General features: G+C 59.0%; 20 protein-coding genes. 13 read left to right on the top strand and 7 right to left on the bottom strand.

All coding sequences use genetic code 11. The features are described from left to right. Positions 1 to 91: 91 nt before the first annotated feature. The gene (locus tag ACIOMO_RS17740) at positions 92 to 1384 is read right to left on the bottom strand and encodes an OprD family porin (RefSeq protein ID WP_400750421.1); all 1293 of its coding nucleotides are present in this window, start codon (positions 1382 to 1384) and stop codon (positions 92 to 94) included. A 236-nt stretch (positions 1385 to 1620) separates the two neighbouring features. Between ACIOMO_RS17740 and ACIOMO_RS17735 the strand changes: the two genes are divergently transcribed. Together ACIOMO_RS17735 and ACIOMO_RS17730 are read left to right on the top strand one after the other, a co-directional pair. Then, positions 1621 to 2292, top strand: coding sequence for a response regulator (locus ACIOMO_RS17735; protein ID WP_053118046.1), 672 nt, complete (start codon positions 1621 to 1623; stop codon positions 2290 to 2292). Next, on the top strand, positions 2285 to 3670 hold the full coding sequence (locus ACIOMO_RS17730; protein ID WP_282355984.1) for a sensor histidine kinase: 1386 nt from the start codon (positions 2285 to 2287) through the stop codon (positions 3668 to 3670). The genes ACIOMO_RS17735 and ACIOMO_RS17730 overlap by 8 nt, the downstream gene beginning before the upstream one ends. 106 nt (positions 3671 to 3776) lie before the next feature. Here the strand turns inward: ACIOMO_RS17730 and ACIOMO_RS17725 are convergent, their stop codons facing one another. Together ACIOMO_RS17725 and ACIOMO_RS17720 are read right to left on the bottom strand one after the other, a co-directional pair. Further along, positions 3777 to 4598 carry an HDOD domain-containing protein gene (locus ACIOMO_RS17725; protein WP_053118049.1) on the bottom strand — a complete coding sequence of 274 codons (822 nt, stop codon included), beginning with the start codon at positions 4596 to 4598 and terminating at the stop codon, positions 3777 to 3779. A gap of 34 nt (positions 4599 to 4632) precedes the next feature. Next, the gene (locus tag ACIOMO_RS17720) at positions 4633 to 5574 is read right to left on the bottom strand and encodes a YgfZ/GcvT domain-containing protein (protein ID WP_401242464.1); all 942 of its coding nucleotides are present in this window, start codon (positions 5572 to 5574) and stop codon (positions 4633 to 4635) included. 150 nt (positions 5575 to 5724) lie between these two features. On the opposite strand from ACIOMO_RS17720, the gene ACIOMO_RS17715 reads away from it, so the two are divergent. Further along, positions 5725 to 5979 (top strand): succinate dehydrogenase assembly factor 2, encoded by a 255-nt coding sequence (locus ACIOMO_RS17715; RefSeq protein ID WP_053118052.1) that lies wholly within the window; start codon positions 5725 to 5727, stop codon positions 5977 to 5979. Continuing rightward, entirely contained in the window at positions 5963 to 6415 is a 453-nt protein-coding gene (locus tag ACIOMO_RS17710) for a protein YgfX (RefSeq protein ID WP_401242461.1), read from the top strand. The genes ACIOMO_RS17715 and ACIOMO_RS17710 overlap by 17 nt, the downstream gene beginning before the upstream one ends. Here ACIOMO_RS17710 and nadB read toward each other — a convergent pair. Then, complete coding sequence (gene nadB, locus ACIOMO_RS17705; RefSeq protein WP_053118057.1) at positions 6384 to 8000, bottom strand: L-aspartate oxidase; 1617 nt, start codon at positions 7998 to 8000, stop codon at positions 6384 to 6386. The two genes, ACIOMO_RS17710 and nadB, sit on opposite strands and share 32 nt — an antisense overlap. A 558-nt stretch (positions 8001 to 8558) precedes the next feature. On the opposite strand from nadB, the gene rpoE reads away from it, so the two are divergent. The 4 genes from rpoE (at position 8559) to ACIOMO_RS17685 (ending at position 12372) form a co-directional block, all read left to right on the top strand. Next, positions 8559 to 9140, top strand: a complete 582-nt coding sequence (rpoE, locus tag ACIOMO_RS17700; RefSeq protein ID WP_003172477.1) for an RNA polymerase sigma factor RpoE — start codon at positions 8559 to 8561, stop codon at positions 9138 to 9140. Between the two features lie 30 nt (positions 9141 to 9170). Then, entirely contained in the window at positions 9171 to 9758 is a 588-nt protein-coding gene (locus ACIOMO_RS17695; RefSeq protein ID WP_053118059.1) for a sigma-E factor negative regulatory protein, read from the top strand. 8 nt (positions 9759 to 9766) lie between these two features. Continuing rightward, positions 9767 to 10729, top strand: a complete 963-nt coding sequence (locus ACIOMO_RS17690) for a MucB/RseB C-terminal domain-containing protein (protein ID WP_053118061.1) — start codon at positions 9767 to 9769, stop codon at positions 10727 to 10729. Between the two features lie 209 nt (positions 10730 to 10938). Continuing rightward, positions 10939 to 12372 (top strand): DegQ family serine endoprotease, encoded by a 1434-nt coding sequence (locus ACIOMO_RS17685; RefSeq protein ID WP_212545212.1) that lies wholly within the window; start codon positions 10939 to 10941, stop codon positions 12370 to 12372. A gap of 81 nt (positions 12373 to 12453) precedes the next feature. Here the strand turns inward: ACIOMO_RS17685 and ACIOMO_RS17680 are convergent, their stop codons facing one another. Then, entirely contained in the window at positions 12454 to 13887 is a 1434-nt protein-coding gene (locus ACIOMO_RS17680) for a M48 family metalloprotease (RefSeq protein ID WP_053118065.1), read from the bottom strand. Positions 13888 to 13985: 98 nt separating this feature from the next. Here ACIOMO_RS17680 and ACIOMO_RS17675 point away from each other — a divergent pair, with 98 nt between their 5' ends. Together ACIOMO_RS17675 and ACIOMO_RS17670 are read left to right on the top strand one after the other, a co-directional pair. Further along, a complete protein-coding gene (locus ACIOMO_RS17675; protein ID WP_134178123.1) occupies positions 13986 to 14225 on the top strand; it encodes a sulfurtransferase TusA family protein in 240 nt (79 codons plus the stop codon). 33 nt (positions 14226 to 14258) lie between these two features. Continuing rightward, complete coding sequence (locus ACIOMO_RS17670; protein ID WP_401242454.1) at positions 14259 to 15329, top strand: AI-2E family transporter; 1071 nt, start codon at positions 14259 to 14261, stop codon at positions 15327 to 15329. Between the two features lie 108 nt (positions 15330 to 15437). Here the strand turns inward: ACIOMO_RS17670 and ACIOMO_RS17665 are convergent, their stop codons facing one another. Beyond that, the gene (locus ACIOMO_RS17665) at positions 15438 to 15911 is read right to left on the bottom strand and encodes a peroxiredoxin (RefSeq protein ID WP_159814175.1); all 474 of its coding nucleotides are present in this window, start codon (positions 15909 to 15911) and stop codon (positions 15438 to 15440) included. Between the two features lie 10 nt (positions 15912 to 15921). Beyond that, a complete protein-coding gene (locus ACIOMO_RS17660) occupies positions 15922 to 16482 on the bottom strand; it encodes a glycine cleavage system protein R (protein WP_053118073.1) in 561 nt (186 codons plus the stop codon). Between the two features lie 328 nt (positions 16483 to 16810). Between ACIOMO_RS17660 and dapA the strand changes: the two genes are divergently transcribed. Genes dapA through ACIOMO_RS17645 form a run of 3 tightly spaced genes read left to right on the top strand, consistent with a single transcriptional unit; the run spans position 16811 to position 19590 of the window. Then, entirely contained in the window at positions 16811 to 17689 is an 879-nt protein-coding gene (gene dapA / locus ACIOMO_RS17655; protein ID WP_007911392.1) for a 4-hydroxy-tetrahydrodipicolinate synthase, read from the top strand. Between the two features lie 17 nt (positions 17690 to 17706). Further along, positions 17707 to 18822, top strand: coding sequence for an outer membrane protein assembly factor BamC (gene bamC / locus ACIOMO_RS17650; protein WP_053118076.1), 1116 nt, complete (start codon positions 17707 to 17709; stop codon positions 18820 to 18822). 6 nt (positions 18823 to 18828) lie between these two features. After that, the gene (locus ACIOMO_RS17645) at positions 18829 to 19590 is read left to right on the top strand and encodes an MBL fold metallo-hydrolase (RefSeq protein ID WP_401242449.1); all 762 of its coding nucleotides are present in this window, start codon (positions 18829 to 18831) and stop codon (positions 19588 to 19590) included. Positions 19591 to 19607: the final 17 nt, after the last annotated feature.

The following is a 19607-nucleotide window of genomic DNA, read 5'->3' as shown; positions in this document are numbered from 1 at the left end:
GATTTCTTGTTGTAAGGGCTTTTTGTGTAGGAGCTGCCGAAGGCTGCGATCTTTTGATCTTCCGATCACAGCGCCAAGGCATTTCAATCAATTACCAAAGAGCAACGCTATAGCTCACCAACAAACGCACTTCGTCTGCATCGCGAGCCGAGTAATTGGAACGGTAAGTGGCATTCCTCAAACGCACGGCGACATCCTTCAAAGCGCCGCTTTGTACTACATATTTGATCTCGGTGTTGCGCTCCCACTCTTTGCCTTCCTCGCCGGTCTTGAGCTTGATGTTGTCACCGCTCAAGTAGCGGCTCATGAAGGTCAGGCCGGGGATGCCGAGTTTGGCGAAGTCGAAGTCGTAACGTGCCTGCCAGGAGCGTTCTTCCGCGCCGGCGAAGTCGTTGATCTGCACGAAGTTGACCAGGTATGGATCGCTGCCATCGACATACGGGAACGCGCTATCGCCGGACATGTGTTGATAACCGGCGCTGAACTTGTGGCCGCTCAGTGCATAGCTGACCAGACCGTTGAGCGAGCGGTTGTCGATCTCGCCACCACGGGCCGCGCCCTGATCATCACTGACGGCGAAACGCAGATCAGTGGCGAACGTGCCCGGGCCCATCGGCCGCGAGGCGACCAGGCCGAAGAAGTGCTGGTTGTAGACTTCGTCGAGTTGCGCGAAGTGGTAACTGCCGGTGATCTTGTCGGTGAACTTGTAATCGACGCCGCCAAAGTCGAAGTGCTTGCCGGCAGCGGTACCGGCGAAACGGCTGTTCTTGTTGTTGAGGGCAATGTCCTCGAAATCGGTGCTGTCGCGATCCTTGGCTTTCTCCAGTCGGCCACCGGTGAAGGTCAGGTTTTTGATCTCTTTGGAGGTCAGCAAACCGCCTTCAAACGTCTGCGGCAGGATGCGTCCGTCGTTCGGTTTGAGAATCGGCAGCTCAGGAATCAGGCTGCCGATTTTCAGTTCGGTGGCGGAGATTTTCACTTTGCCGGTCAGGCCGAGCTTGGAGTATTCGTCCGCCGCGCGTCCGTCATCGTGGGTCGGCAGCAGGCCGGTGCCGGTGCGATCCGGGCTGGAATCGAGTTTGACGCCGAGCATGCCCAGCGCATCGACACCAAAACCGACGGTGCCATCGGTGTATCCCGATTGCAGATTGAGCATGAAACCCTGGGCCCATTCGTCACGCTTGGATTGCTGGGCGCTGGTGCCATCGCGGAAGTCGCGGTTGAAATACATGTTGCGGGTTTCGAAGGTGGCGCTGCTGTCTTCAATGAAGTCGGCAAAACTCAGCGGCGAAAAACCGGCAAGGGCGGCGGCACTGGCGAGGGCGGTGTGGCTGAAACGGGAAGGGCGAACAGGCGTGGACGCCTGAGGCTGCATGGACGGCATGCGGGTGTACTCCGTTTATTGTTCTTATTGGTCGAAAACGCTTCGTGGCGTTTTTCGTATCGCTGTGTGGCAGCAGCGACGGCAGTCGGGACTGTCCGTGGGCCGACTCTAACCGGCTAACCTTTCACTAACCTTTCAGCTGACTTTCACGGTTTTCGGGCTTCACAGCGGCGGTTGCGGCTGTAAACTCCGCGGCAAAGAGTGGCGTCGGCCATCCCTGAACGAGGTAAAAATCCATGCGTGTCCTGCTCGTCGAAGACCATCTGCAACTGGCCGAAAGTGTTGCCCAGGCGCTCAAGAGCACCGGTCTGACCGTGGACGTGTTGCACGATGGCGTGGCCGCTGATCTGGCCTTGAGCAGCGAGGAGTACGCCGTGGCGATCCTCGATGTCGGCCTGCCGCGCATGGACGGTTTTGAAGTGCTGGCGCGGTTGCGCGCACGCGGCAAAAACCTGCCGGTGCTGATGCTGACCGCGCGCAGTGATGTGAAAGATCGCGTGCACGGCCTCAATCTCGGCGCTGACGATTACCTCGCCAAACCGTTCGAACTGACAGAGCTGGAGGCGCGGGTCAAAGCCTTGTTGCGCCGCAGTGTGCTCGGCGGCGAACGCCAGCAGCGCTGCGGTGTGCTGGCCTATGATCTCGACACACGACGCTTCAGCCTCGGCGAAGAATTGCTGACGCTGACCTCCCGCGAGCAAGCCGTACTGGAAGCGCTGATCGCCCGACCGGGCCGCGTGATGAGCAAGGAGCAACTGGCCGCGCAGGTGTTCGGTCTCGACGAAGAAGCCAGCCCCGACGCCATCGAAATCTACGTGCATCGCTTGCGCAAAAAACTGGATGGTCAACCCGTAGCGATCGTCACCTTCCGCGGCCTCGGTTACCTGCTGGAAAGCCGTGATGCATAAGCCCAGCAGCCTGCGCTGGCGGTTGCTGTGGAACCTCGCTCTGTTGCTGGTGGTTTTGATGCTCGCCAGCGGATTGAGCGCGTACTGGAATGGTCGCGAAGCCGCCGACACTGCCTACGACCGCACGCTGCTGGCCTCGGCGCGCACCATCGCCGCAGGGTTGTCGCAACGCGATGGCAGCCTCAGTGCCGATGTGCCTTACGTGGCCCTCGATACCTTCGCCTACGACAGCGCCGGGCGTATCTATTACCAGGTCAACGACATCCATCAGAAGCTGATTTCCGGTTACGAAAATCTGCCCGGCCCGCCACCGGGCACGCCTCGAACTGATAGTTATCCGGCGCTGGCACGTTTTTACAACGCCACTTACAAGGGCCAAAACGTTCGCGTGGTCAGCCTGCTGAAAGCCGTTACCGAACCGAACATGAACGGCATGGCGGAAATCCGTGTCGCCGAAACCGACGAGGCGCGCGTGAGCATGGCGCGCAGTCTTGCCGCCGATACGTTGCTGCGTCTGGGCATGTTGGCGATTGGCGCGTTGCTGCTCGTCTGGTTCGCCGTCAGTGCGGCGTTGCGCCCGCTGGAGCGTTTGCGCACGGCGGTGGAAGAGCGTCAGCCCGATGATTTGCGGCCATTGCCGCTGGTGGAAGTGCAGCATGAGTTGTGGCCTTTGGTGCGCGGGCTCAACCATTTCACCGAGCGGTTGCGCGTGCAGTTCGAGCGTCAGGCGCAGTTCATTGCCGATGCCGCGCATGAGTTGCGCACACCGTTGGCCGCATTAAAGGCGCGACTTGAGTTGGGGCTGCGCTCGAACGAACCCGAGACGTGGCGCACGACGTTGGAATCTTCAGCGCAAAGCACCGATCGCCTGACTCATTTGGCCAACCAGTTGCTGTCGCTGGCACGTGTTGAAAACGGCGCGCGGGCGATTGCCGAGGGTGGCGCGCAGTTACTCGACCTTAGCCAGTTGGCGCGAGAGTTGGGCATGGCCATGGCGCCGCTGGCGCACAAACGCGGTGTTGCGTTGGCATTGGAAGCGGACGAGCCGGTGTGGTTGCGCGGTGAGCCGACGTTGCTCAACGAGTTGCTGAGCAATCTGGTGGATAACGCCTTGGCGCACACACCGCCGGGCGGCAATGTGATTCTGCGCGTGACAGCGCCGGCAGTGCTTGAGGTTGAAGACGACGGACCGGGGATTCCGCTGGAAGAGCGTGATCGGGTGTTTGAACGGTTTTACCGGCGTAATCAGCAGGTGGCCGGGTCAGGGTTGGGACTGGCGATTGTCGGCGAGATTTGCCGGGCGCATCTGGCGCAGATCAGTCTGCATGATGGCGAGGAGGCGGGGTTGAAGGTGCGGGTCAGTTTTGTTGCCGGGTGATTGCGACGCCTTTGATGGCCTCTTCGCGAGCAGGCTCACTCCTACATTGGAATGCGGTCTCCTGTAGGAGTGAGCCTGCTCGCGATGGCTTCACCAAGGTTTCAGATCAGTAAAACATCGACCGCGATTCTTCCAGATCCACGCACAGCGCTCTGTTCTCCGGATCTATCCCCAACTTCCTGAACGCCGGCACAGTCGTCAGATCAATCCGCGCAAACGGATGATCGGTGCTTTTACGGCAATGCAGATTCGCCACCTGCACCAGATCGACATAATCAATCTGCGTCGAATCGCGTTTGAAATCCTGATAACGCCCCGGCAATTCCACCAGCCGTTCCGGAAACTCCCAGACCCGCAGCAATTTGTCACCGAGCAACGGATGAATGCGGTCGATCACATGGTTGAGGCTGACCGGATCCGACAGCAACTCGTAGTGATCTTCGGCGTAAGTCAGAATTGGCAGCACACCAATCTGATGCACCAGCCCGCCCAGCGCCGCTTGATCCGGCTTGAGCTGGGTGTAACGGCGGCACAGCGCGTAGCTGACCCCGGCGATCTCCAGACTGCTACGCCAGACTTCACGCATTTTCTGTTCGACCACCTCGGAGCGGGCGTGGAAAATCTGCTCCATCACCAGACCGATCGCCAGGTTGCTGCTGTAGTTGATGCCCAGCCGCGTGATCGCGGTGTGCAGGTCGGTGACTTCCTGCGCGGCGCGCAGTAGCGGGCTGTTGACCACTTTGATCAGGCGCGCCGACAGCGCGGTGTCGCGACCGATGACTTTGCTCAGGTCGCTGACACTGATTTCCGGATCTTCGGCAGCCTTGCGAATTTGCAGGGCCACTTCCGGCAACGTTGGCAGAACCAGGTCATCGTTATCGATGGCCTCAACCAAATCCCGTTGGACCTTTTCCGCCAGTTCGCTCATTTGGACTCTCTAGGGTGTTGCAACCAGGCTGCGATCAACGCTGGATTTCGCGGTCGCGATCCAGTTCGTAGGGCAAATCGAGCACTTGCAATGCAGGCCCTTCAAGGCTGCCCAGATGCAGATCGCCCGCTTCGGCAGCTTCGGCCTGCAGCACCGCCAGGAGTTCAATGTTTTGCTCGGCGTTGGCGGCCAGCACCACTTCACCGATGGAGCTGTTGTGGCTCGGCGCGAACAGCTGTGTGCCAGGCTCTGGCAGTTCGCTCGCGTCTAGGCTCAAGCGATACAGGCGACGTTTGAGTTTGCCGAGGTACTGCATGCGCGCGACGATTTCCTGGCCGGTGTAGCAGCCTTTCTTGAAGCTTACGCCACCGACGGCTTGCAGATTGAGCATCTGCGGAATGAACAGCTCGCGCGTGCTCGGCATGACCTGACCGATACCGGCACGGATCTGGCCCAGCAGCCATTGATTCAACGCGGCTTCTGGCAGTGCGGCGGACAGTCTGGATTTGATCGCATCGGCTTGATCGGCCGGTACCCACAGTTCGGCGCGATCCGGCGAGACGCGAATCGCAATCAACCCTTCGTTGCGCACGACACTGTCGGTTTCTGCCGGCAAGTCCAGACCAAGGCTGCTCAGGGTAGCGTCAGCGTGCGCCAGACCAAAACGCACCCAGGCGGCGCTTTCGTCGTTCAGTTTCGATTTGGAGAACACCGCGTATTTTTTCAGATCGGCCAATTGCGGCTCGAGCAACTCACTGGCCATCGCCAGCACCACGCCGTCACCTTCGAGCAGAATGCGGAAACTCGACTGCATCCGGCCTTTCTGCGTGCAGCGCGCGCCAAGGCTGGCCTTGGTGTCACTGAGGTAATTGAGGTTGCAGGTCAGCTGGCCTTGCAGGAATTTTCCGGCATCCGCGCCGCGAACCGCGAGAACGCCTTCATGAGACAGGGTGCAGAAAAAAGCAGAATCGGCCATGGGTCTTCGCAGGGTAAAAAGTCTGGGGCACATCATAAGGGTGCGTTGTTGAAATGGGTAGTTGATAAAGGATCGGTGGTGCCCGACCAAAGCCGACTGTGCGACCCGCTTGGGGGCTGTATACTTGCCGCCAAATTTGAGGAGGGCCCCATGGTCGAACAAGTTGAACTGAATCGCCTCTTTTGGCACAGCCGTCGCGGCATGCTTGAGCTTGACGTGTTGCTGGTGCCGTTCGTGAAGGAGGTCTACGCGACGTTGAATCAGGTGGATCGCGATCTGTATGTGCGTCTGCTGACGTGCGAGGATCAGGACATGTTCGGCTGGTTCATGGAGCGCAGCGAGTCTGAAGATCCGGAACTGCAGCGCATGGTTCGCATGATCCTGGATCGTGTCCAGCCCAAGTAATACGTTCGAATGCCGCTGGCATGCCTCACGGCAGTTGCTGGCGGCGTATCTGTTGGCCCAGGCGTTCGCACTGGGTGCTTTGTTTCTTCTATCTATTCCACTCTGGGCAAGTCTGCTCGGGGCTTCTGCTTGTCTGCTGCATGGTGTTTGGGTGGTGCCACGGCAGATTTTGCTCAGCCATCCAACAGCATTCTGCGGATTGCGCCGTGATGCCGATGGCTGGCAATTGTGGAATCGTGCGGATGGCTGGCAAGCGGTGCAACTGCGCCCGGACAGTCTGGCGCTGCCATTGATCGTGGTGCTGCGCTTTCGTTTACGCGGCGAGTGGCGGGTCAGATCGATCTGTGTGCCGCGAGATTCGCAGGTCGCCGATATGCATCGACGCCTGCGAGTGCGGCTCAAGTTCAGCCGGCGTAGGTGGGCGGTATCAGAATAGTGTCGAGTGCTTCGGGCAGCAGGTTCGGGTAGTCGAGGGTGTAATGCAGACCGCGACTTTCCTTGCGCTCCATGGCTGAGCTGATCATCAATTCCGCCACTTGCGCCAGATTGCGCAGCTCGATCAGGTCGCGGCTGACTTTATAGTTGCTGTAGAACTCGTCGATCTCGTCCAGCAGCAAACGCACGCGGTGCTGCGCCCGTTGCAAGCGCTTGTTGGTGCGCACGATGCCGACGTAGTCCCACATGAACCGGCGCAGCTCATCCCAGTTGTGCGCAATGATCACGTCTTCGTCGGAGTCGGTGACCTGGCTGGCGTCCCAGACGGGCAGGGCGCTTGGCGCATCGATATCGTCGAGTTGCGCAAGAATGTCCGCCGCCGCCGAACGGGCATAGACGAAGCACTCCAGCAGCGAGTTGCTGGCCATGCGGTTGGCGCCGTGCAGGCCGGTGAAACTGGTTTCGCCGATCGCATACAAACCCGGCACATCGGTGCGGCCTTGCTGATCGACCATCACGCCGCCACAGGTGTAATGCGCGGCGGGGACGACCGGGATGGGCTGTTTAGTGATGTCGATGCCGAAACCGAGGCAGCGCTCATAAACAGTCGGGAAGTGGCTTTTGATGAATTCTTCGGGTTTGTGGCTGATGTCGAGATAAACGCAGTCGACGCCCAGACGCTTCATTTCATGGTCGATGGCGCGGGCGACGATGTCGCGCGGGGCCAGTTCGGCGCGCTTGTCGAAGCGATACATGAAGCGTTCGCCGTTGGGCAGCTTCAGATGGGCGCCTTCGCCACGCAGGGCTTCGGTAATAAGGAAGCTTTTCGCTTGCGGGTGATACAGGCAGGTTGGGTGAAACTGGTTGAATTCCAGATTCGCCACGCGGCAGCCCGAACGCCAGGCCATGGCGATGCCGTCGCCGCAAGCGCCATCGGGGTTGCTGGTATAGAGGTAGACCTTGGCGGCGCCGCCCGACGCGAGGATCACGAATCGTGCGCCGTAGGTGTCGACTTCGCCAGTCTTGCGGTTCAGCACATAGGCGCCGAGGCAACGATCGCCTTCCATGCCCAAGCGGCGTTCGGTAATCAGATCAACGGCAACGCGCTGTTCGAGCAGTTCGATGTTCGAACGCTCTTTGGCTTGGGCCAGTAAGGTTTTGAAGATGGCGGCGCCGGTGGCATCGGCGGCATGAATGATGCGTCGATGGCTGTGGCCGCCTTCGCGGGTCAGGTGAAATTCAAATCCACCGTCTTCAGTGCCGGACTGTTCGTCGCGGGTGAATGGCACACCTTGGTCAATCAGCCACTGAATGGCTTCACGGCTGTGTTCGACGGTGAAACGCACGGCGTCTTCGTGGCACAGACCACCGCCAGCATTCAGGGTGTCGTCGACGTGGGATTCGACAGTATCGGTATCGTCCAGCACGGCGGCAACGCCACCCTGGGCCCAGAAGGTCGAACCGTTGGCTAGATCGCCTTTGCTCAATACGGCAATGCGCAAATGACCCGGCAGGGTCAGCGCGAGACTCAAACCGGCAGCGCCGCTGCCAATGACCAGAACATCATGTTGGAATTGTTGGCTCATTACAGGATTCCGCTCAAAGCGACCCGGGTCGGGGGTGGCGCGATTCGCCTGGATCGGCGAGTCAAGTCAGCCACACAGCCCACTAGTATATAGAGGGGTGGGGCGGCACAATAGCCGGGCCTATATGGCATTGTGAAACTACTGTGACGGGAAAAACCGGGTGCTTCGTCGGAAGTTTTTTTCGCCGGTTTTGGGAAAAGACGACTGTATCGGCGCTGAAACAGCCTTTTTCCGCCCAGGGTTGCCCAATGTCGGGTGGGTACGGCTATAAATAATTGGAACTTTTGCCAAAGGCCCAAGATCAATAGTCGGTGCCAGAAACAAGGGACGTGTCGGCTTCAGTGCGGAATCTGCGGTTGGATTCCTGCCCGGCGAAACCGATAACAAGATTATTCGCGCAGCCGGTTCATCCCGTGCTGCGTTTTTCGTGCGTGCCAAATCAGAGCCCGCAGGAAACTTGCCTGGAGGGGGAGAACTTTTGCGAAAAGCCCGAGTCTATGTTTGCAAGTCTGGTCGTTTAGTTATGCAAGTCTCCTTCGGGCTTATCGAGGAGTGTTCATGCTAACCCAGGAAGAGGATCAGCAGCTGGTCGAGCGCGTTCAACGCGGCGACAAGCGAGCTTTCGATCTGTTGGTGCTGAAATATCAGCACAAGATTCTCGGGTTGATCGTGCGTTTTGTGCACGACACCCATGAAGCCCAGGACGTGGCTCAGGAAGCCTTTATCAAGGCGTATCGAGCACTTGGAAACTTTCGCGGCGACAGTGCGTTTTATACGTGGCTGTACCGTATTGCCATTAACACGGCAAAGAACTACCTGGTTTCTCGCGGCCGTCGGCCGCCGGATAGCGATGTAAGTTCAGAGGATGCGGAGTTCTACGACGGCGATCACGGCCTCAAGGATCTCGAATCACCAGAACGTGCGTTGCTGCGGGATGAGATCGAAGGCACCGTCCATCGAACCATCCAGCAACTGCCAGAGGATTTGCGTACGGCGTTAACTTTACGTGAATTCGATGGTCTGAGTTACGAGGACATTGCGAGCGTCATGCAGTGTCCGGTGGGTACCGTGCGCTCCCGGATTTTCCGCGCTCGGGAGGCCATCGATAAAGCCCTGCAGCCGTTGTTGCAGGAAAACTGAGACAGCGGCGATAGCCAAGAGAGGAACGCCATGAGTCGTGAAGCCCTGCAGGAATCGCTGTCCGCAGTGATGGATAACGAAGCGGACGAACTGGAATTGCGTCGAGTGATTAATGCACTTGATGACGTCGAAACCCGTGAGACCTGGGCTCGTTACCAGATCGCTCGGGCAGCCATGCACAAGGATCTGCTGCTGCCACGTCTGGACATCGCTGCGGCAGTGTCTGCTGCGCTGGAAGACGAAACGGCTCCGGCCAAAGTATCCCGCAGCCCATGGCGCAACCTTGGCCGTCTGGCTGTTGCAGCCTCGGTAACTGTTGCCGTTCTGGCCGGTGTTCGCCTGTACAACCAGGACGAAATCGCTGGTGTGGAACTGGCTCAGCAAAGCAACCAGACAACCCTGGCCACCCCTCAGGTGAAAGGCCCGGCTGTTCTGGCAGGCTACAGCGAGAGCTCGGAAGCCACTGGCCCTATGGCCAACGGCGTACTGCAAGGTCAGCCAGGCTGGCACGATCAGCGTCTGCCAGGTTACCTGCGTCAGCACGCTCAGCAGGCTGCATTGAAAGGTACTGAAAGCGCGCTGCCATACGCACGTGCCGCAAGCCTGGAAAACCGTTAAGGAGGATCATGCGCGCCATACCTCTACTTTCGCTTCTGCTCAGTGGCTGGTTCATTGTTCCAGCCCATGCCGATGAGGCCCAGGACTGGTTGACCCGTCTGGGCCAGGCCGAGCAGCAGCAAAGCTTTCACGGTACTTTTGTTTACGAGCGTAACGGTAGTTTTTCTACCCATAACATCTGGCATCGCGTCCAGAACGGTCAAGTCCGCGAGCGTTTGCTTCAGCTCGACGGCTCGGCTCAGGAGGTCGTGCGCATTGATGGACACACTCAATGCGTCAGCGGCACCCTAATCGCGGGGCTGGGGGATTCTCCCAACTCGACCGCTCGTGCCCTGGATCCTAAAAAGCTGAAAAACTGGTATGACCTTGCTGTCATCGGCAAGTCGCGCGTGGCCGGTCGCGATGCAGTGATTGTTTCACTGACGCCTCGTGACCAGCACCGTTACGGTTTTGAATTGCATCTGGATAAGCAGACGGGCCTGCCGCTCAAGTCATTGCTGTTGAATGACAAGGGTCAGTTGCTCGAACGTTTCCAGTTCACCAGTCTCGATACCGACGAAGTCCCGTCCGACAAAGACTTGCAAGCCGATGCCGGTTGCAAGGCTGTGACGCTGGACAGCGACAAGGCCTCCGCCGTCAAGACCGCCCAGGTCTGGCGTTCGGACTGGTTGCCGCCCGGTTTCGAACTGACCAGCAGCACCTCGCACAAAGATCCGCAAACCAAAACACAGGTCAACAGCCTGATGTATGACGATGGCCTGGCACGTTTTTCGGTGTTCCTTGAACCGTTGAACGGCGCGACCGTCACCGACACCCGGACTCAACTGGGCCCGACCGTTGCCGTTTCCCGTCGCCTGACCACACCCGAAGGCGAAATGATGGTGACCGTGGTTGGCGAGATTCCAATCGGCACCGCCGAACGGATCGCCTTGTCGATGCGAAACGACAGTGCCGCCACCAGCAAGCAGTGAGCTGATTCCAGTCACTACCACTTCTTCGTCGAGACGGAGATGAAATGTTTGCTGAGCATTTTCATTTGCAAATAACCCGAAAATTTTTTATAGGTCAGAGCCTCACGGCTCTGGCCTTGTAGTTGTTCCTGGAATAAAAGCGCCAGCCTGTGGTTGCCGGTGATTCTTGTTCCATATCGCTTAAACCTGCTCGTCGTAACGGGAGCTGTATGTCGATACCTAGCTTGAAATCTTATCTGTCCATTTTTGCCACCGTGCTATTGCTCGGTCAGGCGGTGCCTGCTGCACAAGCAGCCGACCTGCCGGACTTCACGCAACTGGTCGAACAAGCGTCGCCGGCCGTGGTGAACATCAGTACCACGCAGAAACTGCCGGATCGCAAAGTGAACCAACAGATGCCGGATCTGGAAGGCTTGCCGCCGATGCTGCGCGAGTTCTTCGAGCGCGGCATGCCGCCTCAGCAGCGCTCGCCGGGCGGTGGCGGTCGTCAGCGTGAAGCGCAGTCGCTGGGTTCAGGCTTCATCATTTCCCCGGATGGCTACATCCTGACCAACAACCATGTGATCGCTGATGCAGACGAAATTCTCGTGCGTCTGGCTGATCGCAGCGAAATGAAAGCCAAGCTGATCGGCACCGACCCGCGTTCCGACGTGGCCCTGCTGAAAATCGAAGGCAAAGACCTGCCAGTACTCAAACTCGGCAAATCCCAGGATCTGAAAGCCGGCCAGTGGGTTGTCGCGATCGGTTCGCCATTCGGCTTTGACCACACCGTGACCCAAGGCATCGTCAGCGCCGTCGGCCGCAGTCTGCCGAACGAAAACTACGTGCCATTTATCCAGACCGACGTGCCGATCAACCCGGGCAACTCCGGTGGCCCGCTGTTCAACCTGAACGGTGAAGTGGTCGGCATCAACTCGCAGATCTACACCCGTTCCGGTGGCTTCATGGGCGTGTCGTTCGCCATCCCGATCGATGTGGCGATGGATGTTTCCAATCAGCTGAAAAGCGGCGGCAAGGTCAGCCGTGGCTGGTTGGGTGTGGTCATCCAGGAAGTGAACAAGGATCTGGCCGAGTCGTTCGGTCTGGAGAAACCGGCCGGTGCGCTGGTTGCACAGATTCAGGATGACGGCCCGGCAGCCAAGGGCGGCCTGCAAGTCGGCGACGTGATTCTGAGCATGAACGGTCAGCCGATCGTTATGTCCGCTGACCTGCCGCACCTGGTTGGCGCACTGAAGGCTGGCGCCAAAGCCAATCTGGAAGTGATTCGTGAAGGCAAGCGCAAGAACGTCGAACTGACTGTTGGCGCCATCCCGGACGAAGACAAAGAACTGGATGCACTGCCGAAGTCTGGCGCTGAAACCACCAGCAACCGTCTCGGTGTTGCCGTGGGCGAGCTGACCGCCGAGCAGAAGAAAACCTACGACCTCAAAGGTGGTGTGGTGATCAAGGAAGTGCAGGACGGCCCAGCTGCCCTGATCGGTCTGCAACCGGGTGACGTCATCACGCACCTGAACAACCAGGCCATCGGCTCCACCAAGGAGTTCGGCGAAATCGCCAAAGCGCTGCCGAAGAATCGCTCGGTGTCGATGCGCGTTCTGCGTCAGGGTCGTGCGAGCTTCATCACCTTCAAACTGGCTGAATAAACCAGCGGCAAGGTGAAAAAGAAACCGCCTCGAAAGAGGCGGTTTTTTTGTGTCAGAAGATTTTGTGTTGCTGGATAAAACTCAGCCCATCATGTCCTTGATCATGCGTTCCTGCTCCATCAGCTCGCGCTGACGGGCATCGATGCGTGACGACAACGGGAAGTTGTTGCCGGCCTTGCGCTTGGCAAAGTCGAGTTGCTGGATCGCCTGACGGTAATCGCCAACCAGCGCGAAGTATTCGGCGCGAGCCTGATGCAAACCGATGATGTTGCCCGACAAACCACGGGTCTCGGCAACTTGGTACCAGACGTCCGGATCGTTCGGCCGCGATTTCAACAGACCTTCCAGTGCTTTCTCGGCATCGGCAGAGCGATTCTGCTTCAACAGCAAATCGACACGCACCTGATTCAGCGGATAGTTGCCCGGATACTGCGTGAGCATGCGGTCGACACGCGACTGTGCGTCAGGCAGACGATTGTTGGTGATGTCCAGATCGACCTGCGCGAGGTTGTAGATGATCTCGTTCGGCGATTTGGCCAGCAGTTGTTTCAGGTTCTCGCGCGCTTCATTGAGTTGGCCACCCTTGATCTGCGCGATGGCCAGACCGTAGCGCGCCACATCGTTTTTCGGGTTCTCATCCAGCTGCGCGCGGAAACGCTTGGCGCCAAGGCCCGGGGTTTCTTCGTAGATCAACTGCACGCGTGCACGAATCAGTTGATAGCGCATGGTGTCTTCGATGCCGCCCGGTTTCGCCTGTTCGGCGCGGTTGCGGGTGTCGGCGATACGCGATTCTGTCACCGGGTGAGTCAGCAGAAATTCTGGTGGTTTTGCATCGAAACGGTACTGACGCATCAAGCGTTCGAACATGGTCGGCATCGAGCGTGGGTCGTAACCGGCCTTTTCCAGATTGAGGATGCCGATGCGGTCGGCTTCCTGTTCGTTCTGCCGCGAGAACGTGCGTTGCGATTGAATCGCCGCTGCCTGGGTGCCGGCGATGGCCGCGATTCCGGCATCACCGCCGCCCGCCGCTGCAATGACGATACCGGCCAGCAGCGCGGCCATCATCGGCACTTGCATGCGCTGCGAGGCTTCGACGCCGCGAGCGAAGTGGCGTTGCGACAAGTGAGCCAATTCGTGCGCCAGTACCGAAGCGTATTCGCCCTCGGTCTGGGCATTGAGGAACAAACCACCGTTGACCCCGACCACGCCACCCGGCGCCGCGAAGGCGTTGAGCTGCGGGCTGTTGATCAGAATGAATTCGAGGCGTCGGTCAGTGACCTGGCTGGTCTCGACCAGTTTGTACACGCTGGACTCGACGTAGTCCTTGAGTTGCGGATCGTTGAGCTGCGAGACCTGGCTGCGCAACATCGCCAGCCAGGCCCGGCCGAGTTGGTATTCCTGTTGCGGTGAGACGATGGCAGAACTGGCGTCGCCGAGTGACGGCAGATCGTCGGCAAAGCCTGGTGAGGCGAGCAGGCAAGCGAGCGTCAGCAGGGTAGGGCGCAGAAAAGTCATGCACAAAGCCTTAGAAGACAAAGACCTTACTGTAGCCGGACACCGGGCCTGCGACCAGATATTCTAGGCAGCTCGACTATCTCGATCGGAGTGACGCAATGACTGACGCTGTAGCCCATGACGTGGAACTGGACGCCAGTGGCCTGAATTGTCCGTTGCCGTTGCTCAAGGCGAAAATGGAATTGAATAAACTGCAAAGCGGCGCGGTGCTCAAGGTGATCGCCACCGACGCCGGCTCGCAACGCGACTTCCGCACCTTTGCCAAATTGGCCGGTCATACGCTGCTGCTCGAAGAAGACGACGCGGGCGTTTACCGTTACTGGTTGAAAAAAGCCTGAAGCCGACAGCGTAAAACAACCTAAGGATTATTGATGTTCAAAGTGTTACGCGACTGGATTCAGCGCTACTTCTCCGACGAAGAAGCCGTGGTGCTGGCAGTGTTGCTGATTCTTGCCTTCACCGCCGTGCTCACCCTCGGCGGCATGCTCGCGCCGGTGCTGGCGGGGATGGTACTGGCGTATCTGATGCAGGGCCTGGTGGTCACGCTCGAACGCCTGCGCGTGCCGGGTGGCGTGGCCGTGGGTTTGGTGTTTGCGCTGTTTATGGGCGTGTTGATGCTGTTTATTGTCGTGGTCATGCCGCTGCTCTGGCATCAGTTGATCACGCTGTTCAATGAACTGCCGGGCATGCTCGCCAAATGGCAGTCGCTGCTGCTGTTGCTGCCGGAGCGCTATCCGCATCTGGTCTCCGACGAGCAAGTGCTGCAAGCCATCGAAGCGGCGCGCGGCGAGATCGGCAAGTTCGGGCAATGGGCGCTGACGTTCTCGTTGTCGAGTCTGCCGCTGCTGGTGAACATCATGATCTATCTGGTGTTGGTGCCGATTCTGGTGTTCTTCTTCCTTAAAGACCGAGCGATGATCGGGCAGTGGGTGCGCGGTTATCTGCCGCGTGAGCGCGCGTTGATTACGCGGGTCGCGCAGGAGATGAACCGACAGATCGCCAATTACATTCGCGGCAAAGTCATCGAGATCGTGATCTGTGGTGGCGTGACCTACATCGCTTTCGTCGCGCTCGGGCTCAATTACGCGGCGCTGTTGGCGTTGCTGGTCGGGATTTCGGTAGTGGTGCCGTATGTGGGTGCGGTGGTGGTCACCGTGCCGGTGCTGTTGATTGCGTTGTTCCAGTGGGGCTGGAGCGATCAGTTCATCTATTTGATGGCGGTGTACGGGATCATTCAGACACTGGATGGCAACGTGCTGGTGCCGTTGCTGTTTTCCGAGGCGGTCAACTTGCACCCGGTGGCGATTATTTGCGCGGTGCTGTTGTTTGGCGGGTTGTGGGGATTCTGGGGGGTGTTTTTTGCGATTCCGCTGGCGACGCTGTTCAAGGCAGTGTTGGATGCCTGGCCGCGCAAGGAACCGGTGGTGGCGCCGCTGCTTTAAAGCAAAAGATCGCAGCCTTCGGCAGCTCCTACAGATTCGATTCCCGATCGCATATTTCGCGATGGCACGACTCCTGTAGGAGCTGCCGCAGGCTGCGATCTTTTGATCTTAGGCCTTGTTCAGTTCCTGAGCAGCAGCCAGAACAGCATCCACATGCCCCGGCACTTTCACACCGCGCCATTCCTGACGCAGCACACCGTCCTTATCAATCAGGAAGGTGCTGCGATCAACGCCCAGGTATTCCTTGCCGTACAGCTTCTTCAACTTGATCACGTCGAACAACTGGCAAACCGCCTCGTCCTTGTCGCTGATCAACTCGAAGGGAAATTCCTGCTTGCCCTTGAAGTTCTCGTGGGACTTCAGGCTGTCGCGCGAAATGCCGAAGACTTCGGTGTTGGCAGCCTTGAACGCTTCATGTTGATCACGAAAGCCCTGACCTTGAGTGGTGCAGCCCGGGGTGCTGTCCTTCGGATAGAAGTAGATCACCACTTGCTTGCCCTTGAGGGCAGACAACTTGACGGTCTGCCCGCTGGTGGCAGGTGCTTCGAAATCGGCAACCGGTTGGTCGATGACAACGGCCATGAAAGCTTCCTTACATTGGGTTCTGTGGGCGCCAAGGCTCGATCAGTGCGTCGAGGTTCATCGCGTCGGAGAAATCGAGGAACTGGTCGCGCAGCCAACTGATCTGGGTGCCTGCCGGCAGGGTCACGGTGAACGTGGCGTTGAGCATGGTGCCGCCGGTCTGTGGCGCCTGATACGTGTCGCAGGTCAGGTTTTCCAGCTCGACGTTGTGATCCATGAAGAACTGGCACAGCTCATTGATGATGTCCGGGCGATACGCCGAACTCACATAAGCCACGTACGGCAGGGCTTGTGGACGATTTTCCAGCGGCGCGCTGCGCACCACGTTGGCGGTGAAAGCGTGTTTCTTCGCCAGGCTCGGCAGACTGCCTTCGAGGCGGGCGAGGGCGTCCCAACTGCCGGTGATCTCGAGGATCAACGCGCTGCACTCGCCGTGGCGAGTCAGGCGGGAGGTGACCACGGCGCAGCGATTTTCATGGCTGGCGCGGCACAGGACGTTAGTCAGCTCCATGGGGTTGGCGCCGAGGGCACTGATGACAAGGAATTGTTCGCGAACTGTGGGGGTGGACATGCAGCATTCCTAAAGCGATGAGCGGTCGGTAGGTGACGGACGCTGGTGGCCGGGGCGCGCCTGTTCTGGCTGTCCATGCAATAGACCCGGCAAGCGCTCGCGGCTCGCTCCACTATAGCGGGAGCGCGTCGATGCGACGCAGGAACGGGGTCTGGGAGGCCGAAAAGGGAGGCTGAAACCCGGCGTACAAGCTGATCGGTACCGATCAAAGTCTGAAGGGTAGCGAAAAGCGCGGCCAAGGGGAATGGCGGCAGCGCAGTACTTCGCTTGTGCAAGCATCTTGGCGCCAGTACCATTACCGCTCTCTTTTTCCGGCAGGAGCGGTTTCATGATTGCGGGCAGTATGGTGGCACTGGTCACTCCCATGGATGCACAAGGGCGTCTTGACTGGGACAGCCTCAGCAAACTCGTGGACTTCCATCTCAAGAACGGCACCCATGCCATTGTCGCGGTCGGTACTACCGGCGAGTCGGCAACCCTTGATGTAGAAGAACACATCGCCGTCATCAAAGCCGTGGTCAAACAGGTTGCCGGGCGCATCCCGGTCATCGCCGGCACTGGCGCCAACTCGACCCGCGAAGCCGTCGAGCTGACCCGCAACGCCAAAGAAGCCGGCGCCGATGCCTGCCTGCTGGTCGTTCCGTACTACAACAAGCCGACTCAGGAAGGCTTGTACCAGCACTTCAAGCACATCGCTGAATCGGTCGACATTCCACAGATTCTCTACAACGTTCCGGGCCGCACGTCGTGCGACATGCAGGCCGAGACCGTGATTCGCCTGTCCACCGTGCCGAACATCATCGGTATCAAGGAAGCCACCGGCGATCTGAAACGCGCCAAAGCGATCATCGATGGTGTGAGCAAAGATTTCATCGTGCTGTCCGGCGATGATCCAACCGCCGTTGAACTGATCCTGCTGGGCGGCAAAGGCAACATCTCCGTGACCGCCAACGTCGCGCCGCGCGAAATGGCCGATTTGTGTGAGGCCGCGCTGAAAGGCGACGCCGACACCGCACGGGCAATCAACGAAAAACTGATGCCGCTGCACAAAGACCTGTTCATCGAAGCCAACCCGATTCCGGTGAAGTGGGCTTTGGTTGAAATGGGCCTGATGCACGAAGGCATCCGCTTGCCGCTGACCTGGCTGAGCACACCTTGTCATGAAACGCTGCGCTCGGCCCTGCGCCAGTGCAGCGTCCTGGTTTAATTGAGGAAGTACAACGCATGAAGCGAATGGCCGGACTTTCCGCACTTGCCTTGATTATCTCCAGCACCAGTGGCTGCGGATGGGTCTGGGGCCCGGAAGGTTATTTCCGTGACCGTGGTAGCGATTACCTGGAAGCGCAACAGACTGCACCGATGCAACTGCCACCGGATGTCAGCACCTCCAAGCGTCTGGATCCGCTGCTGCCGATCCCGCGCAACGTCGCTGATGACACCGCCAAGGGCGAATACGTGGTTCCACGTCCTCAGCCACTGTCGGCCATCGCCGATGCCACCGACTACTCGCTGCAGAAGAGCGGCGATTCGCGTTGGGTCATGGCCCAGCATCCACCGGCCGAAGTCTGGCCAGTGGCGGTGCAATTCTTCCAGGACAACGGTTTCCGTCTGGATGAACAGCGTCCGCAAACCGGCGAATTCACCACCACCTGGCAGCATTCCGATGAGCTGTCCGCGTCGATGGCCAAGCGCCTGAGCGCGGCCGGCGTCGCTACCGACAGCGAAACCCGCGTCCGTGTGCGCATCGAGCCAGGCGTGCAGCGCAACACCAGTGAAATCTACGTGGTCAGCGCCGAGCGTCCTGCCGGCAGCACCGCCGATGTCGATTTCACCAACCGCTCGGTCAACACTGGCCTGGACGCCGCGCTGGTCGACGACATGCTCGCGAGCATGAGCCGAATCTCCGAGAAGGGCGGTTCGGTGTCGATGCTGGCGTCGCGTGATTTCGATACGCCGAGCCGCGTCAGCCTCAGCGAAGACGGCAGCGGCAACCCGGTGTTGAACGTCGGTACTGATCTGGATCGTGCCTGGTCGAGCGTTGGCCGTGCACTGGAACAAGGCGAATGGCGCGTTGAAGACATCAACCGCAGCCTCGGTCTGTACTACATCAACCTGGCCGAAAAAGCCGAGAAGAAAGACGACAAGCCTGGTTTCTTCAGCAGCCTGTTCGGCAGTGCGCCGACCAAGGAAGAAGTTGAATCCCGTGCCGAGCGTTATCAGGTTCGCCTGAGCAAGGTTGGCGAGAACATTCAGGTCACCGTCGAGAAAAACATCAACACCGTCGCGCCGGCTGAAGTGGCGCGTAAAGTGCTGAGCGTGATTCAGGACAACCTGGGCTGATCAACCATGCGTTTTGCCGTTCTCGGCAGCGGTAGCCAAGGGAACGGCACGCTGATCGCCAGTGCTGATACGTATGTGCTGGTGGATTGTGGTTTTTCCCTGCGGGAAACCGAAAAACGCCTGTTGCGCCTGGGTGTGAACCCGGCGCAACTGAGCGCGATACTCGTAACCCACGAACATGCCGACCACGTGCATGGCGTGGGTTTACTGTCTCGGCGCTACAATCTGCCGGTCTACCTCAGTCGCGGCACACTGCGCGGGATGCGCAAACCGATTGAACCCGCAGGCTTGCTGGCCGGCGGCGAGCAACTGCAGATCGGCGCACTGAACATCGGGGTCATTGCCGTGGCCCACGATGCGCAGGAACCGACCCAGTATGTCTTCAGTGATCAAGAGCAGCGGCGCTTCGGCCTGCTGACCGATCTGGGTTCTTACTGCGAGCGGGTGCTGGACGGTTATCGGGATCTCGATGCGTTGATGATCGAGTCCAACCATTGTCGTGACATGCTGGCCCGTGGGCACTACCCGTACTTTCTCAAGCAGCGGGTGGGCGGCGAGCTGGGACATTTGAACAACCATCAGGCGGCTTTCCTGGTGTCCGAGTTGGGCTGGCAGGGCTTGCAACACCTTGTCCTGGCTCATCTGAGCAGCAAGAACAACATGCCGCAGCTGGCCCGGCAATGTTTTGTCGACACCCTCGGGTGCGACCCGGACTGGCTGCAACTGGCCGATCTAGATTCATGGATCGACTGGCGCAACATCGCCTAGCCCACCTACTTAGCAAG

Source organism: Pseudomonas sp. NPDC087804 (assembly GCF_044742965.1).
In the GTDB taxonomy this organism is placed as follows: Bacteria; Pseudomonadota; Gammaproteobacteria; order Pseudomonadales; family Pseudomonadaceae; genus Aquipseudomonas; species Aquipseudomonas rustica.
The sequence above is the reverse complement of the archived record's forward strand: the minus strand, read 5'-3'. Positions and strand labels throughout refer to the sequence as shown.